Genomic DNA, 15,251 nt, shown 5'->3' on the forward strand with positions numbered 1-15,251 from the left:
CTCTGAGTGCGGATTTTGGTAGTTGAGGACGAAGAGCCGTTGGCCGACGCGGTCGCGCGGGGCCTGCGGCGTGAGGGCATGGCCGTCGACGTCGCCTACGACGGCGACTCCGGCCACGAGAAGGCGACCATCACCCGGTACGACGTGGTGGTGCTCGACCGCGACCTGCCCGGCATGTCCGGCGACGAGCTGTGCAAGGAGATCGTCCGGTCGGGCGCGCTGACCAGGGTGATCATGCTGACCGCCAGCGGGACGATCGAGGACCGCGTCGAGGGGCTGTCGCTCGGCGCGGACGACTACCTCGCCAAGCCGTTCGCCTTCCCCGAGCTGGTCGCGCGGGTGCGCGCGCTGGCCCGGCGGGCGACGCCGGCGACGCCGCCGGTGCTGGTGGCCCAGGACGTCGAGCTGGACCCGGCCAAGCGCACTGTGCAGCGCGGCGGCGAGCTGGTCGAGCTGACCCGCAAGGAGTTCGGCGTGCTCGAGGTGCTGCTCGCGGCAGGCGGCTCGGTGGTCAGCAGCGAGGAGCTGCTGGAACGGGTCTGGGACGAGAACGCGGACCCGTTCACCACGACGGTCCGGGTGACCGTGATGACCCTGCGCAAGAAGCTCGGCGACCCGGGCATCATCGACACCGTCGTCGGTTCGGGCTACCGGGTCACCAGCGCGGGTCGCCGCGCCGCCACCGACAGCTGACCCGTGCGGATCCGGCGGGGCCCCGGGCTCCGGGCACGCATCACGCTCCTGGCGACCGGCCTCGTCGCCGCCGTCAGCGGGTTGCTGCTGTGGCTGGGCTGGGTGCTGGTCGGCGAGGTCGTCGCCGGCGTGCCGGTGCTGCCGGCCGGCAGCGTGGTCCGGGTCGACGGCGTCGACTACGACGCGGCCAACGTCGGCGCGGCGCTGCGGGACCAGGCGCGGGAGCACGTGCTCCGGTCGGGCTCGGTCGCGTTCCTGTGCGTGGTGCTGGCGGCCGCGGTGCTGGCCTGGACGGTCACCGGCCGGGTGCTGCGCCCGCTGCACGAGGTGACCGGGACGGCCCGCAGGCTGTCCGCCGAGTCGCTGGCCGAGCGCATCGGCATGGCCGGCACCAATGACGAGGTCACCGAGCTGGCCGCCACCTTCGACGCGATGCTGGACCGCCTCCAGGGCGCGTTCGAGTCGCAGCGCAGGTTCGTCGCCAACGCCAGCCACGAGCTGCGCACCCCGCTCGCGGTGATCCGGACCGAGCTGGAGGTGACCCTGGCCGACCCGGACGCGGACGTCGAGGAGCTGCGGCGGATGGCCGGCGTGGTGCGCTCCGCGGCGGAACGGGCCGAGCAGCTGGTCAGCGCGCTGCTGTTGCTGGCCCGCACCGACGGCGTCGGCCTCGCCGTGCGGGAGCCCGTCGACGTGGCCTCCGTGGTCGCCAGCGCGTGGCGCGCGGTGCGGGCCGAGGCCGACGGTCGGGCCCTGCGGGCGGAGTTCCAGGTGCGCCCGGCGCCCGCGGTCGGCGATCCGGCCCTGCTGGAGCGCGTCGCCGGCAACCTGCTGGAGAACGCCGTGCGGCACAACGTCGACGGCGGCTGGATCGATGTGCGCCTCGACAGCGGTCCCGAGTGGACGGTGTTGATGGTCGTGTCGTCCGGTTTTCTGGTTTCACCCGATCGAGTGGATGATCTCTTCGAGCCGTTCCGGCGCGGGGGCGTCGACCGCACCGCGCACTCCGGCACCGGGCTCGGGCTGTCCATCGTGCGGGCCGCCGTGGCTGCCCACGGGGGGAGGGTCCACGCGGAGCCCGTCCCAGGTGGCGGGCTCGCGGTCACTGTGTACCTCCCAACTGTGCCCTAACAGGCAGACTCGTATGCGTGTGGAAAGTTCCCACGTCAGACGTGGCAATCTCACGGTGTGGGCAACTTCTCACCGAATGTTGTCGTAGCTGTCCGACAAGAAACACTTCCGCTGAATGCTGGGAAGTGATGGGCTGAACGGGTATTGGGGAGGTCCAGGGGGGCTTGGACCGCCTGACTACAGGGGGGCAGTGGATGAGAGGCGTCATTGACGAGCAGCCTTCGGGCCGGGGTGCGCGGGTGGGACCGGCCATCGGGTGGTGGGCCGAGGACATCGCCGTGGGCACCGACGTGTTCCCCGGGGGCGCCGCGCAGAGATCCACCGCCGTGTCCCGAACCCCGGTGGGTGGGCAGGCCCTGGATCCGTGCCAAGGTGGTGGGTCCGGTGGCCCGCGAGCAGGAGGGGGCCCGATGACGCTTCCCACGATCAACGAGGTGCCCAGCGCGACGGAGCTGCTGCCAAGCCCGTCGCTGCTGCCCGTCTCGCCGCTCGGCTCCGCCGCCACGAACTCCCGCCCGCACCAGGCCGACGGCGCGGTCGACGCGCTCGTTCGCCGGGTCCTCACGCAGCCGGAGGAGGGCAGGGACGGGCTCGTCGCGCCCGCCGTCGCGGGCGACCAATGGGCGACCGACCGCTTGCTCGGCTCGATCCGTCCCCTGGTGGTGCGCTACTGCCGGGCCCGCGTCGGCCGGCAGGAGCGGTCCTTCGCCTCGGCGGACGACGTGGCCCAGGAGGTGTGTCTCGCGGTGCTGACGGCGCTGCCCAGCTACCGCGACCAGGGCAGGCCGTTCCTGGCGTTCGTGTACGGGATCGCGGCGCACAAGGTGGCCGACGCCCATCGTTCCGCGGCGCGGAACCGGTCCGAGCCGGTGCCCGAGGTGCCGGACGCCCCGGTGCTGGAGGCCGGTCCAGAGCAGCGAGCCATGCAGAGCGAGCTGTCCGAGCGGATGGCGCAGCTGCTGCGGGTGCTGCCGGACAAGCAGCGAGAGATCCTGCTGCTGCGGGTCGTCGTCGGGCTGTCCGCCGAGGAGACCGCCGATGCGGTCGGCTCGACCCCCGGCGCGGTACGCGTCGCGCAGCACCGGGCGTTGACCCGGCTGCGCAAGACGCTGGTGCCGGAGGACATGTTCTAGCGGGTCTTTCCCGGTTACCCGTCGACGTTCTCGCGCCGCCAGGCCGGCTGGACGTCGTCGGGTCGGCCGGTCTTGGCCGGGTCGCGCTCCACGAGATCGCCGAGGACGTCGTCGATCCGCGCGAGCAGCTCCCCGTCGAGGCGGACGCCGGACGCGACGGTGTTGTGGCTGACCTGTTCCGGCCGCGACGCCCCGATGATCGCCGAGGCGACGTTGTCGTTCTGGAGCACCCACGCGACGGCGAGCTGCGCCATGCTCAGGCCCGCGTCGGCCGCGATCGGGCGGAGCCGCTGAACCGTGGCCAGCAGGGTGTCGGACATCGCCCTCGAGATGAACCGGCCGCCCCGCTCGTCGGTGGCGCGCGAGCCTGCGGGGACCGGTGTGGCCGGCAGGTACTTGCCGGTCAGCACGCCCTGGGTGACCGGCGAGAAGACGAGCTGGCCGATGCCGAGGCGTTTGGCGGTAGGCACAACCTGCTGCTCGATCACGCGCCACAGCATCGAGTACTGCGGCTGGTTGGAGACCAGCGGGACGTTCAGCTCGGCGGCGAGCTGGTGCGCCCGGTCGAGCTGGTCGGCCGTCCACTCGGACACTCCGATGTAGAGCGCCTTGCCGGCGCGGACGATGTCGGCGAAGGCCAGCATCGTCTCCTCGAGCCGGACCGAGGGGTCGAAGCGGTGGGCCTGGTAGAGATCGAGGTAGTCGGTGCCGAGGCGGCGCAGCGACTGGTTGATCGACTCCATGATGTGCTTGCGGCCGAGGCCCCGGTCGTTCGGTCCGTCGCCGACCGGGAAGTACACCTTGCTCAACAGCTCGAAGGACTCGCGCCGCAGCCCGCTGAGCGCCCGCCCGAGGACCCGCTCCGCCGCGCCGAGCGCGTAGATGTCGGCGGAGTCGAAGGTGGTGATCCCGGCCTCGATCGCCGCCCGGACGCACTTCACGGCGACGTCCTCCTCGACCTGGCCACCGTGGGTCAACCAGTTGCCGTAGGCGATCTCACTCACCGACAGCCCGCTGTTGCCCAGTCTCCGATGTTCCATGCGTCCCAACCTACTGACAAACCCGCAATCCATTGTCCTGTTTGAATTCTCCGGATGTTCTAGTTCGACTGGAATTGGGCTGGTAGGGGGCTCGCGAAGTCGCCGTGGAGACGTAGATCACGCCAGTCGTGGCATTCGTGCACCGCCCCCAGTGTCCAATCGGGCCGAGAACCACCGGTAGTGGCCGGTGATTCCACGACTGGGGCCAGGAGGGTGAATGTGACACCGTGTCGATAACGCGCTGCCGTCGACGTCCGACCACACCCACGTGGCCACATCGCACAGTCGACAACCGCACGCCGTCGCGCGCTGGTGGTGGCGCGCGCCGACCTGGTCCCGCCTGCTGGTCTCGCTCGGCGGCGGATTCGTGGTGGTGGCGGTGCTGGTCGGGACCCTCGGTCCCACCGTGCCGGTGCGCCGGACGTCAAACCAGGCGCCGGAGGACACGACGGTTGCCGCCGCAACCCCAAGCGCCACAACGGTGAGCGCGCCGACCACCTCGCCACCGCCGGCCACGACAACGACGATGGCACCTCCCGCAGCCACCGCCACCTCCACCACGACGTCGATCCCGCCGCCACCGCAGCCGCCGCCGCGGACCACCGCGTACACACCGCCAGCGCCGCCACCGACCACGGAGGAACCCGCACCGCCGCCCCGGATCGTCGGCGTGCACCCGGGCGCGTTCTGCTCGCCCGACGGCGCTCTCGGCGTCACCTCGGATGGCACGCTGATGGTGTGCGGCACGACCGCGACGGACAAACGCGACAGGTGGCGGCGCGCGTGACCATCCGGCTCCAGGACGGCAGCACGCCGCGCGGCCTGTGTCAGAACGGGATCATTCGGACCACCGGCTGGTTGCAGATCGGTTCGTGGGCCGTCAGTTCCGGGCTGTGGGCGGCGCTCGCCGGTTTCTTCCTGTTCCTGCCCATCAGCTACGACCTGCCCTGGGTGTCCTGGCTGTTCGCGGCCGTGGGTTTCGGGGTGTGGAAGTACTACACGACCGGGCTGCGGCCGTGTTCCAGGGCGGTCAACCTGGCGCCCTGCGCGGCGCCGGAGTTGTTGCCGGGACAGCACTTCCGTCTGTACGGCTCCGCCGGCCCGGTCGGCGAGGTCGAGATGTTCGAACTCCAACCGGACGGCTGGACGCGGATCTGGCTGACCGGCGGCGAACAACTCGTGCTCGCACCGGAACGGCAGGTGTGGCCGGTGCGACTGCGCAACTGAGCGGCAGACTCGGCTTGATTGACCTCCAGTGCTGCGGTCTATTCCGCGACCGACAGGAACTCGAAGTTCCCCACTCCCACGGTTCGTTCCAGGGTGCGGACGATCGGCCGGGGGTCGTCGTAAGGCCCCGAGACGTACAGCGGCTTGCCATCTCTACCGAAGGCGATGGTGCTCGGAGGGGACCACGGACCGAGATGCCCTTCGGCGGCGGCGAAGTCGGGGTGAGGGTCAAAGCCCAGGCCACGCGCGTACTCCAGGGAACCGAACACCACCTCGCGCGCCAACTCGATGGGCGCGTTCAGCGGATCACCGTCGTACCCGGAGAAGTACTCTCGAACAAATCCACGCAGCCCGAGATCGTCCATGATCTTCGGGCCCAACGCGTTTTTCACGCCGAGGCAGTAGACATCGGCCAGATAGCCGCAGACCGAGACCTTGTCATGCCGGTGCTTGCGGGCGACCAGTACCGAGACCAAGCCGTCGGTCCCGGCTGCCGGGTCCTCGTCCACGGGCCAGTCGGGATGATCACCGAAGATCAGGCCGGTACTCCAGTTCGGGCTGATCCAACAGCCGGCCAGCGGCGGCTCGGATGCTTCGGCATTCGCCAGGATGGCCGCAGAGCGGACCAGACGCGCAGCCTCGGCAGGCGTGATCCCCAGGCCACGGGCGATCTGTTTGGGTGTTTGACCCTGCTCCCGCAACAGACGGACACGTTCCAGACGTTCATCGGGCTGCACGCGACCGATCGTAGGGCAGTACGGCATCCGACTTTCTGGCCCCGACACGCACCAGCTTGGGTGCTCTTCCTCGGGAGAGCGGGACGGACCGCATGCGTGGACCGTCCCGCTCCCGCGTCCGTCGTCAGACTGAGTCGGGCCTAGTGGCCTTGATGCCGTCCACAAAGGCACGGAAGGTGCTTGGATGCACCTCGATGTGTCCTGCGGCAGGACTCTTCGAGTCCCGCAGGCCGACCATGGCCGGGGTGAAAGCCACCTCGACGCAGTTCTCTTCGTTGGCGCTGTAGCTGCTCTTGCGCCAGGACGCGAGCAGCCGAGTATGCGCAGTCATCCTCGCTCCAGCTCACTCTCGATCATGATCGCGCGCGATGGACAGCATGAGCCGTCGTGACTCCTGTTCGTCGAGCGCGATCTCCAACAGCTTCTCCGCCGTCAGCTTATGGAACTCGACCTGCCTGGGGTCGTCGAGGAACATGCCGCAAGTACGCGACTCGACGCAGACGATGACGGAGTCGCTGAAACTCATGAGCGCGAACGAGCCGGTCAGACCGGGATGCGCTGCGACCCCGGCTGGGACGATCCGGATGTTGATCTGTGGCCGTTCGCTGAGGTCAACGAGGTGTCGCACCTGGCTTGTCATCACCCTCGGCCCACCGATCGGAAGCCGGAGCCCGACCTCGGTGACGATGAAGTTCAGTTCGGGGAGTTGCTTGCGGGTGAAGATCGCTTGGCGGGAGATGCGACGCGCCACCCGGGCTTCGATCTCGCTGTCACTCTCGTGGAACTGGAGCGTCGAGATGACCGCGTGCGCGTAGTCGACTGTCTGGGCGAGTCCTGGCACAAGCACCAGCTCGAAGTTGGTGATGCTTGTCGCTGTCCTCTCAAGACCCTGGTACGTCCGGCTCTGCGCGTTGAGGTCAGTGGTCAACAAGCCGGAGCTGTGATCGCTCCGTGCCTGTTCGATCAGACGCTCACGCTCGCTTCCGGTGACCCCGAGGACGGTCAGTATCGAGGCGACCTCCTCGCTGCTGGGCGCACGCTTACCGTTCTCGGTTCGGCTCATCGTGGCAGCTGACAGTCCGAGCTTCTTGCCGACTTGTTCGAGATTCATCCCGGCGGCATGGCGGTGCCGTTCCAGCTCAAGGCCGATGTGCCTGGTGCTGACGCTCGCCTGCTGCTTGGCCATCTTTTTCCTCCTTGCAAGCTCTGCAAGAAATCTACATCTCAATTAGATCTACATCGCCTTTACCTGCGGAAATGTCACCTATATGGATGACGTGAGGACATTGCGATTTTCAATCTTCCCCTGCAATCCTCGATGGGCGGAAGGGGAGTGGTGATGGATCTACCTGTTGTGTTGCCCGGTCGAGGCGACGCGGACGCGGCCGGGCTGGACGCGCTGATCCGTCGCCATCTCGCGCTGATGCTGATCGCCACGCAGACCGGTGACGATCGCACGGTCCTCTGGATGGCTCGCGCCGAAACCCACCGGCTCGTGGCCGCCATCAACGCGAGCCTGCGGGCGCACCAACTGGACCAGTTCGGCCACTGCGCGACCTGCCAGTCCGCGCGGTGCGTGCTCCGCGCGGAACTCAGCCGCGCTCTCCTCCCGGTACGGGAACCCTCCGACGACGGTTAGGTCGAGCCACCTCGACCGCTGTCCTGGACGGCGCGGGCGGCGGCTTCTCCAGAGCACTCTCCCGCCCGCGCCGCTCCACGCCATGCATCGTCAGTGTCAACTGTGGAAGGAAAACACGTGTTCGTGTCCGCTCAGCTGCCATGCACGAAAGCACCCGTCCCCGACGCTCTCTTCCCGGCGGAAGCGTCGACGAGCCGAAGGGAGTGGCGGGGTGTCTCAATCAAACTGGTGGCCGGACTCGCCGGCTACCAGTTCTGGGTGTCGCTCGGCGGCTCCTCCGTCGAACCCTACGACGTGGACGACATCGTCGACGTCGTCGCGTTGAGCGAGGAACTCCTGGACGACATCGAGGACTGGGACGAGCATTACCGCGATCTCACCAGGCGTGCGTCCGCCGACGACCTGGAGCCCTCGCGCCACCCGGATCTCGCGGCCCTCACCGCCGAGGGGCGGGCTCTCGGCAGACGGCTACGGGCCGAGGTGCCTCCCGCCATGCAGGTCTACCACCACCCGCTCGGCGCGGCTGGCTACGAACTCATCGCCGCAGACGCGGAGTGTGCTTGACCTCCACCATGGTCGAGGGCGCAGGATGAGTGCATGATCGATGCCGACGCGTACCTGGAGCGGATCGGCGCCTCGCGGCGGGACACTCTTGCCGAGTTGCAGGGGGCGCACCTGAGGACCGTGCCGTTCGAGAACCTCGGCATCCACCTCGGTGAGCCGATCGTGCTCGACGAGGCTGCGCTGTTGGCCAAGATCGTCGGGCGGCGGCGGGGAGGGTTCTGCTACGAGCTCAACGGCGCGTTCGCCGCCCTGCTGCGGGAACTCGGCCACGAGGTGACGCTGTTGAGCGCACGGCCGTTCGGGCGCGACGGGGTGCCTGGGCCGCCGTTCGACCACCTCGCGTTGCGCGTCGAGGCCGCCGAGCCGTTGCTGGTGGACGTCGGCTTCGGGCGCTTCTCGCGTCACCCGCTGCGGCTGGCCGAGCGCGGCGAGCAGCGCGACCCCGAGGGCGTGTTCCGGCTCGTGGACACCCCGGACGGCGACATCGACGTGTTCCTGGACGGCTCGCCCGAGTACCGGCTGGAGACCCGGCCGAGGGACCTGCGCGACTTCGTGCCCACCTGCTGGTGGCAGCAGACCTCGCCGGACTCCCATTTCACCCGCTCGCTGACCTGCTCGCTGACCACCGCCGAAGGGCGGATCACGCTGAGCGGCAACCGCCTGATCCGCACCGAGGACGGCGTGCGCACCGAAGACGTGCTGCCGGACGACGCGGCGATCCTCGCCGCCTACCGTGACCATTTCGGCGTCGTGCTCGACCGCGTGCCGGTGGTCAGTCGATAGCCGGCCCGACACCGAGCCTGCGGGCCAGGTCGACCGCGTTCTCCGGCGCGTGCACCTTGGCGGTGTTGTCGAAGTACACGTACACGTCCCGGCCCGCGCTGCGGACCGGCGCGGGCGCGGCCAGCGTGTGTTCGCCGCGCACGTTCCTGCCGTCGCGCCAGGTGCGGATCCGGCGCACCCACGCATCGAGGGCTTCGTCGGTGTAGCCGCTGACGTACAACTCGTGGTCGCCGTGCATCCGCACGTAGACGAAGTCGGCGGTGACGTCGTGGATGCTGGGGAACCGGTCGGTGGTGTCGGCAACCACCAGGGCAATGTCGTTGGCGCGCAACAACTCCACGAACTCGGGCGTGCAGAAGCTGTTGTGCCGCACCTCCAGCGCGTGCCGGATCGGCCGGTCCGCGTCCGTGGTGGTGTGGGCCCGGCCGTCGAGCCGCTCGTCGTGCCGCTTCGCCAGCCGCGCGGCCTCGACGGTGTCGCGCGGCAGCTGGTCGAAGAACTGGGACAGGAGGTCCCGGTCGAAGGGGAGGTTCGGCGGCAGTTGCCACAGCACCGGGCCGAGCTTCGGCCCGAGCGCGAGCACGCCGGAGGCGAAGAAGTTGGGCAGCACGTCCTCGGCGTCGCGCAGCCTCTTCAGGTGCGTGACGAACCTGCCGCCCTTGATCGCGAACACGAAGTCGTCCGGCGTCTGCTCGGCCCACGACTGGTAGCTCGTCGGGCGCTGGAGCGCGTAGAACGAACCGTTCAGCTCCACCGAGCCGAGCCGCCCGGACAGGTGCGCCAGCTCGCTCCGCTGCGGCAGCCCCTTGGGATAGAAGGCGCCGCCGCGCCACGGCGGGTACACCCAGCCTGACGTGCCGATGCGAACGTCTCCGCTCATCTGGGCGAGTCTGCCCGTTGCCGGCTCGCGGCACACTTCGTGCGATCCGCCGATCCCGGCCTTGTCGTTTCGTGCAACCTCCGACGGCCCTGCCGGCGTGACTATCCCGACCGCAGCACGAAGGAGGACGGATGACCGATCGGGACGCCGCGTTCACCGAGTATTTCGCGGCCCGGTCAGGGGCCATGCGCGGCACGGCCTACCTCCTGTGCGGCGACTGGCAACGCGCAGAGGACCTGGTGCAGACGACCTTCGCCAAGCTCTACCTCGCCTGGCGGCGGATCTCCCGGCACGAGGTCCTCGACGCCTACACCCGTCAGACGCTCGTCAGGACGTTCGTCTCCGAGGGGCGACGCGGCTGGTTCCGGTTGGAACGGGTGGCCGAGCAGGCCGGCGACGACCGAATCGCCGAGTCGACCGGCCTGCCGGAGGAGCGGCTCGTGCTGCTCGCCGCGCTGGCCAAGGTGCCACCGAGGCAGCGCGCCGTCCTGGTGCTGCGGTACTGGGAGGACCTGGCGGTCGAGGAGACCGCCAGGCTCCTCGGCTGTTCGACGGGGACGGTGAAGAGCCAGGCCGCGCGGGGGCTGCAGACGCTGCGCGGCCTGCTCGACACCACCGCCCCCGACGACTTCGAGATCGGGAGAGGAATCGATGGACGAGCGTGAACTCAAGGACGCCCTTCGCGAGGTGATGGTGGCAAGCAGCCCCCCGCCACCCATGGCCCCGGAAGCGGCCCTGCGGACGGCCCACAGCGCCCGCAGACGCCGCCGCGCCATGCTGACCGGCGGGGTCGCCGCTCTGGCGGTGGTCGGCATCGCTGTCGGCGCGGTGCTGGTGCCGAGGGGATCGGGCGGTGGACTGGACTCCGCCGGATCCGGCGCGAAGCTGACCAACTCGGCGCCGCCCACCCAGCGGCTCACCGGAACCGCCACACACCCCGGTTCCGACACCAAGACGGTGTGGCCGACCGGACCGAACGGCAAGCCGCAGACCGACCGCACCGCGTCGTCCGGCCCCCGGTTCGACCAGGGAGCCAAGCTGTTGAACCAGCTGGCCTCCTCCGTACCCGCCGGTTATGCGGTGCCGGAGAACCTCAAGGCCGCCACGCAGAACTGGGTGGGACCGCTGACCCACGAGCAGGCGCAGTTCGAGCAGAAGGTCGGCGACCGCGAGATCTGGCAGTACAGCGCCACGACACCGGTGACCAAGAGCGGCGACGACAGCCGTGTCGGCGAGCTGTTCACCGAGGTGGACACGGCCGGCAACAACCTGCCAGCCGATCTCTGCCTGCTGGCGCAGAAGCTGTGGGGGATGCCCGGCGAGTGCCAGGTGGTCGACGTGGCCGGCAAGCCGGTCGGCGTGGTCACCAAGCCGACCAGTGACCGCAAGGCGTTCGACCAGTGGGCGGCCTACCGCCACCCGGACGGCACGGTGGTCTACGTGGCGCAGGCCAGGGAGTACGCCAACACCGGCCTGACCGGCCTTGGCGAACTACCGCTGACCGTGCAGCAGCTCGCCGCGCTGGCCACGGATCCGAAGTTCCGGTTGGACTGACCTGACAGCAGACACAGGAAGGCCGCTTCCTTGGCGACCAACGCCTCGGAAGCGGCCTTCCCGGTGTTCAGCTACCTGATGTCCCTAGGCCGGGACGGAAGCCACGCCCTTGGCCAGGAATCGCTTGCCGGTCACCTTCTCCGCAACGCCGGACCGGTCCAGGTACGGGGTGACGCCGCCGAGCCAGAACGGCCAGCCGGCGCCGAGCAGCATGCACAGGTCGATGTCCTGCGCCTCGGCCACGACGCCCTCGTCCAGCATCAGCCGGATCTCCTCGGCGAGCGCGGACAGCGCGTTCTCCCGCACCTGCTCCTCGGACAGCGGGTTGTCGCCGCCCTGCCACAGCTCCGCGACCTCGGGGTCGACCGTCTGGTTGCCCTGGGCGTCCCAGGTCCACACCGCGGTCTTGCCGGCCGCCACGAACCGCTGCATGTTCTCGCTGACCGCGAAGCGGTCCGGGAACGCGCCGTGCATGGTCTCCGAGACGTGCAGCGCGACGGCCGGGCCGACGAGCTGGAGCAGCACCATCGGGCTCATCGGCAGCCCGAGCGGGTTGAGCGCCCGGTCGGCCACCTCGAACGGCGTGCCCTTGTCCACGGCGCCGATGATCTCGCCGAGGAAGCGGGTCAGCAGGCGGTTCACCACGAACGCCGGGGCGTCCTTGACCAGCACGCAGGACTTCTTGAGCTGCTTGCCGACCGAGAACGCGGTGGCCAGCGTCGCGTCGTCGGTCTGCTCGCCGCGCACGATCTCCAGCAGCGGCAGCACCGCCACCGGGTTGAAGAAGTGGAAACCGACGACCCGTTCGGGGTGCGCCAACTTCGCGGACATCTCGGTGATCGACAGCGACGAGGTGTTGGTCGCCAGCACGCACTCGGCCGAGACGTGCTCCTCGACCTCGGCGAACACCTGCTGCTTGACCGACAGCTCCTCGAACACGGCCTCGATGACGAAGTCCGCGTCGGCGAAGGCCGCCTTGTCCAGCGAGCCCGACACCAGCGCCTTGAGCCGGTTCGCCTCGTCCGGCGAGACGCGCTTCTTGCCGAGCAGCTTGTCGACCTCGGCGTGCACGTAGCCGACGCCCTTGTCCACCCGCGCCTGGTCGATGTCGGTGAGCACCACCGGCACCTTCAGGCGGCGCACGAACAGCAGCGCGAGCTGGCTGGCCATCAGGCCCGCCCCGACGACGCCGACCTTGGTGACCTGGCGGGCCAGCGACTTGTCCGGCGCGCCGGCCGGCCGCTTGGCGCGTTTCTGCACGAGGTTGAACGAGTACAGCCCGGAGCGCAGTTCGTCGGTCATCACGACGTCGGCGAGCGCCTCGGTCTCGGCCGCGTAGCCGAGGTCGAGGTCGTTCTGCTTGGCCAGCTCCAGCAGCTCGATGGCCTTGAGCGGGCCGGGAGCCGCGCCGTGCGTCTTGGCCTCGACGAACGCCCTGCCCCTGGCCAGCGCCGCGTCCCAGGCGTCGCCCCGGTCGATCTCCTTGCGCTCGACCGTCACCTCGCCGCGCACGACCTTGACCAGCCACGCGAGCGACTGCTCGAGGTAGTCGGCCGAGCCGAAGACCTCGTCGACGATGCCGAGCTGGGCGGCCTGCGCCGGCTTGAGCATCTTGTTCTGGTTGAGCGCGTTCTCGATGATCACCGTGACGGCCGCGTCGGCGCCGATCAGGTTCGGCAGCAGCTGCGTGCCGCCCCAGCCGGGGAACAGGCCGAGGAAGCACTCGGGGAACGCGATGGCCGCCGCGTTGGACGACAGCGTCCGGTAGTGGCAGGACAGCGCCAGTTCGAGGCCGCCGCCCATGACCGCGCCGTTGACGAAGGCGAAGGTCGGGATCGCCGAGTCGGTGAACCGGCGGAACACGTCGTGCCCGAGCTTGGCGATCGCCAGGGCCTGCTCGCGGGCGCTGGCCTTCTCCACGGCGGTCAGGTCGGCGCCGACCGCGAAGATGAACGGCTTGCCGGTCACCGCGATGGCCGACGGCTGCGCGGCGAACGCCTCGTCGAGCGCGGCGTCAAGGCTGAGCATGCTCTGCGGGCCGAACGTGGACGGCCGGGTGTGGTCGTGCCCGTTGTCCAGGGTGATCAGCGCGATCGGCCGGTCGAGGCCGGGCACCGGGACGAGCCTGGTGACCGCCCTGGTCACCACCTCGTCCGGGAACAGCGCCTTCGCGTCGTCGATGGAAAGCGTCGTGCTCACTTGTCACTCCCGTCCCAGTTCGGGTTCTCCCAGATCACGGTGCCGCCCATGCCGATGCCGATGCACATGGTGGTGATGCCGTAGCGCACGTCCGGGCGCTCGGCGAACTGCCGCGAGAGCTGGGTCATCAGGCGAACGCCGGAGGAGGCCAGCGGGTGGCCGACGGCGATCGCGCCGCCCCACTGGTTGACCCTGGGGTCGTCGTCGGCGATGCCGAAGTGGTCGAGGAAGGCGAGCACCTGGATGGCGAACGCCTCGTTGACCTCGAACAGGCCGATGTCCTCGATGGACAGGCCGGTCCTGGCCAGGGCCTTCTCGGTGGCCGGCACCGGGCCGACGCCCATGACCTCGGGCTCGACACCAGCGAAGGCGAAGCCGACCATGCGCATGCCGATGGGCAGGCCGAGCTCGCGCGCGGTGTCCTCGTCGGCGACGATGCAGCCGGTCGCGCCGTCGTTGAGGCCCGCGGCGTTGCCCGCGGTGATCCGGCCGTGCGGGCGGAACGGGGTCTTCAGCCCGGCCAGCGTCTCCACGGTGGTGCCGGGACGCGGCGGCTCGTCGGCGGAGGCCAGACCCCAGCCCTGCTCGGCCGAGCGGGTGGCCACGGTGACGAACTCGGGGCCGATCTTGCCGGCCTTGACCGCGGCGTCGTACCTGGCCTGCGAGGCGGCGGCGAACGCGTCGGTGCGCTCCTTGGTCAGGTGCGGGAACCGGTCGTGCAGGTTCTCCGCGGTCTGGCCCATCACCAGCGCCGAGGTGTCCACGAGCTGGTCGGCGAGGAAGCGCGGGTTCGGGTCGACGCCCTCGCCCATCGGGTGCCGGCCCATGTGCTCGACGCCGCCGGCGATGGCGATGTCGTAGGCGCCGAAGCCGATGCTGCTGGCGACGTTGGTCACCGCGGTCATCGCGCCGGCGCACATCCGGTCGATGGCGTAGCCGGGGACCGACTTGGGCAGCCCGGCCAGCAGCGCGGCGGTGCGGCCGATTGTCAGCCCCTGGTCGCCGATCTGCGTGGTGGCGGCGATGGCCACCTCGTCGATGCGCTCCGGGGGCAGCTCGGGGTGCCTGCGCAGCAGTTCACGGATCACCTTGACCACGAGGTCGTCGGCGCGGGTCTCGGCGTAGATGCCCTTCTTGCCGGCCTTGCCGAACGGCGTCCGCACGCCGTCGACGAAGACCACGTTCCGAACGGCACGCGCTGTCGCGCTTCCGGTCGGTGCCGGCGCTGCTGGTGCGGCCACGGCGTCTTCCTCCTCTGTGTGACGCGATGCCGCCCCGACCCGAGGATTGCCTCGTGGGGCGGTCGACAACGAGCGACCGAACGCGGAGGTTGGCAGCACAGACGCCAACTACCGGCCGGTAACTCAGACTCTAGTCCTCGTTACTGGCCAGTAACCACTGTGGTGCCGCTGTCGAGTGCATCACAGCTGCGCGCCGGGCGCGTGTTCGGCCGCAGGTTCGGGCTCCTGCGCCGCTGTGGGGCCGGGGACGTCGTCGGCGCGCTCGGCCGAGTTCGAGGATGACCGAGCGGTCAGCGGCCGGCCGTGCACGGTTATCCACAACGTGCCTGGCTGTCCACAGCGCACCGGATCTTGCTGCCGCTGGTTGGGCGTGGTCGATACGCTGGCCAAGGGCACGCCCCCCAGGGACAATGCCACTTACTTAGCGAAT

General features: G+C 69.7%; 17 protein-coding genes. 10 read left to right on the plus strand and 7 right to left on the minus strand.

The genetic code is table 11. The annotated features are described in order from the left end of the window. Positions 1-6: 6 nt before the first annotated feature. The 3 genes from F0L68_RS29725 to F0L68_RS29735 all read left to right on the plus strand — a co-directional run bounded on the left by F0L68_RS29725 (position 7) and on the right by F0L68_RS29735 (position 2,957). A complete protein-coding gene (locus tag F0L68_RS29725; protein WP_149853141.1) occupies positions 7-693 on the plus strand; it encodes a response regulator transcription factor in 687 nt (228 codons plus the stop codon). A 3-nt stretch (positions 694-696) separates the two neighbouring features. Continuing rightward, the gene (locus tag F0L68_RS29730; RefSeq protein WP_149853142.1) at positions 697-1,824 is read left to right on the plus strand and encodes a sensor histidine kinase; all 1,128 of its coding nucleotides are present in this window, start codon (positions 697-699) and stop codon (positions 1,822-1,824) included. A 473-nt stretch (positions 1,825-2,297) separates the two neighbouring features. After that, the gene (locus F0L68_RS29735; RefSeq protein ID WP_438672329.1) at positions 2,298-2,957 is read left to right on the plus strand and encodes a sigma-70 family RNA polymerase sigma factor; all 660 of its coding nucleotides are present in this window, start codon (positions 2,298-2,300) and stop codon (positions 2,955-2,957) included. A gap of 14 nt (positions 2,958-2,971) precedes the next feature. Here the strand turns inward: F0L68_RS29735 and F0L68_RS29740 are convergent, their stop codons facing one another. Then, positions 2,972-3,997, minus strand: coding sequence for an aldo/keto reductase family protein (locus tag F0L68_RS29740; RefSeq protein ID WP_149853144.1), 1,026 nt, complete (start codon positions 3,995-3,997; stop codon positions 2,972-2,974). 268 nt (positions 3,998-4,265) lie between these two features. Here F0L68_RS29740 and F0L68_RS29745 point away from each other — a divergent pair, with 268 nt between their 5' ends. Further along, positions 4,266-4,784 (plus strand): TMEM199/VMA12 family protein, encoded by a 519-nt coding sequence (locus tag F0L68_RS29745; protein ID WP_149853145.1) that lies wholly within the window; start codon positions 4,266-4,268, stop codon positions 4,782-4,784. Then, a complete protein-coding gene (locus F0L68_RS29750) occupies positions 4,781-5,224 on the plus strand; it encodes a hypothetical protein (protein ID WP_149853146.1) in 444 nt (147 codons plus the stop codon). Before F0L68_RS29745 ends, F0L68_RS29750 begins: the two co-directional genes overlap by 4 nt. Positions 5,225-5,262: 38 nt before the next feature. Here the strand turns inward: F0L68_RS29750 and F0L68_RS29755 are convergent, their stop codons facing one another. The 3 genes from F0L68_RS29755 to F0L68_RS29765 all read right to left on the minus strand — a co-directional run bounded on the left by F0L68_RS29755 (position 5,263) and on the right by F0L68_RS29765 (position 7,147). Then, the gene (locus tag F0L68_RS29755; protein ID WP_223199251.1) at positions 5,263-5,961 is read right to left on the minus strand and encodes a helix-turn-helix domain-containing protein; all 699 of its coding nucleotides are present in this window, start codon (positions 5,959-5,961) and stop codon (positions 5,263-5,265) included. 124 nt (positions 5,962-6,085) lie between these two features. After that, positions 6,086-6,292 carry a DUF397 domain-containing protein gene (locus F0L68_RS29760; RefSeq protein ID WP_149853147.1) on the minus strand — a complete coding sequence of 69 codons (207 nt, stop codon included), beginning with the start codon at positions 6,290-6,292 and terminating at the stop codon, positions 6,086-6,088. Positions 6,293-6,304: 12 nt separating this feature from the next. Continuing rightward, positions 6,305-7,147, minus strand: coding sequence for a helix-turn-helix domain-containing protein (locus tag F0L68_RS29765; RefSeq protein WP_149853148.1), 843 nt, complete (start codon positions 7,145-7,147; stop codon positions 6,305-6,307). A 153-nt stretch (positions 7,148-7,300) separates the two neighbouring features. Between F0L68_RS29765 and F0L68_RS29770 the strand changes: the two genes are divergently transcribed. The 3 genes from F0L68_RS29770 (at position 7,301) to F0L68_RS29780 (ending at position 8,947) form a co-directional block, all read left to right on the plus strand. After that, positions 7,301-7,600, plus strand: coding sequence for a hypothetical protein (locus F0L68_RS29770; protein ID WP_149853149.1), 300 nt, complete (start codon positions 7,301-7,303; stop codon positions 7,598-7,600). A gap of 228 nt (positions 7,601-7,828) precedes the next feature. Continuing rightward, positions 7,829-8,164 carry a hypothetical protein gene (locus tag F0L68_RS29775; protein WP_149853150.1) on the plus strand — a complete coding sequence of 112 codons (336 nt, stop codon included), beginning with the start codon at positions 7,829-7,831 and terminating at the stop codon, positions 8,162-8,164. A 36-nt stretch (positions 8,165-8,200) separates the two neighbouring features. Then, positions 8,201-8,947 carry an arylamine N-acetyltransferase family protein gene (locus tag F0L68_RS29780; RefSeq protein WP_188316902.1) on the plus strand — a complete coding sequence of 249 codons (747 nt, stop codon included), beginning with the start codon at positions 8,201-8,203 and terminating at the stop codon, positions 8,945-8,947. Here the strand turns inward: F0L68_RS29780 and F0L68_RS29785 are convergent. Further along, positions 8,937-9,827 (minus strand): DUF72 domain-containing protein, encoded by an 891-nt coding sequence (locus F0L68_RS29785; RefSeq protein ID WP_149853152.1) that lies wholly within the window; start codon positions 9,825-9,827, stop codon positions 8,937-8,939. The genes F0L68_RS29780 and F0L68_RS29785 overlap by 11 nt on opposite strands. 131 nt (positions 9,828-9,958) lie before the next feature. Here F0L68_RS29785 and F0L68_RS29790 point away from each other — a divergent pair, with 131 nt between their 5' ends. Together F0L68_RS29790 and F0L68_RS29795 are read left to right on the plus strand one after the other, a co-directional pair. Next, positions 9,959-10,492 (plus strand): SigE family RNA polymerase sigma factor, encoded by a 534-nt coding sequence (locus F0L68_RS29790; RefSeq protein WP_149853153.1) that lies wholly within the window; start codon positions 9,959-9,961, stop codon positions 10,490-10,492. Beyond that, positions 10,479-11,381: a hypothetical protein gene (locus F0L68_RS29795; RefSeq protein ID WP_149853154.1), complete on the plus strand. Its 903-nt coding sequence runs from the start codon at positions 10,479-10,481 to the stop codon at positions 11,379-11,381. The genes F0L68_RS29790 and F0L68_RS29795 overlap by 14 nt, the downstream gene beginning before the upstream one ends. 84 nt (positions 11,382-11,465) lie before the next feature. On the opposite strand, the gene F0L68_RS29800 is transcribed toward F0L68_RS29795, so the two are convergent. Together F0L68_RS29800 and F0L68_RS29805 are read right to left on the minus strand one after the other, a co-directional pair. After that, a complete protein-coding gene (locus tag F0L68_RS29800; protein WP_188316900.1) occupies positions 11,466-13,580 on the minus strand; it encodes a 3-hydroxyacyl-CoA dehydrogenase NAD-binding domain-containing protein in 2,115 nt (704 codons plus the stop codon). After that, complete coding sequence (locus F0L68_RS29805; RefSeq protein WP_149853155.1) at positions 13,577-14,821, minus strand: thiolase family protein; 1,245 nt, start codon at positions 14,819-14,821, stop codon at positions 13,577-13,579. Before F0L68_RS29805 ends, F0L68_RS29800 begins: the two co-directional genes overlap by 4 nt. Positions 14,822-15,251: the final 430 nt, after the last annotated feature.

Origin of the sequence: Solihabitans fulvus, assembly GCF_008386585.1 — a bacterium.
GTDB lineage: Bacteria > Actinomycetota > Actinomycetes > Mycobacteriales > Pseudonocardiaceae > Solihabitans > Solihabitans fulvus.

Excerpts from the sequence above, each read along its gene's own strand:
- F0L68_RS29765 (WP_149853148.1), bottom strand. The coding sequence starts at position 7,147 with ATGGCCAAGCAGCAGGCGAGCGTCAGCACCAGGCACATCGGCCTTGAG.
- F0L68_RS29740 (WP_149853144.1), bottom strand. The coding sequence starts at position 3,997 with ATGGAACATCGGAGACTGGGCAACAGCGGGCTGTCGGTGAGTGAGATC.
- F0L68_RS29795 (WP_149853154.1), top strand. The coding sequence starts at position 10,479 with ATGGACGAGCGTGAACTCAAGGACGCCCTTCGCGAGGTGATGGTGGCA.
- F0L68_RS29790 (WP_149853153.1), top strand. The coding sequence starts at position 9,959 with ATGACCGATCGGGACGCCGCGTTCACCGAGTATTTCGCGGCCCGGTCA.
- F0L68_RS29785 (WP_149853152.1), bottom strand. The coding sequence starts at position 9,827 with ATGAGCGGAGACGTTCGCATCGGCACGTCAGGCTGGGTGTACCCGCCG.
- F0L68_RS29770 (WP_149853149.1), top strand. The coding sequence starts at position 7,301 with ATGGATCTACCTGTTGTGTTGCCCGGTCGAGGCGACGCGGACGCGGCC.
- F0L68_RS29760 (WP_149853147.1), bottom strand. The coding sequence starts at position 6,292 with ATGACTGCGCATACTCGGCTGCTCGCGTCCTGGCGCAAGAGCAGCTAC.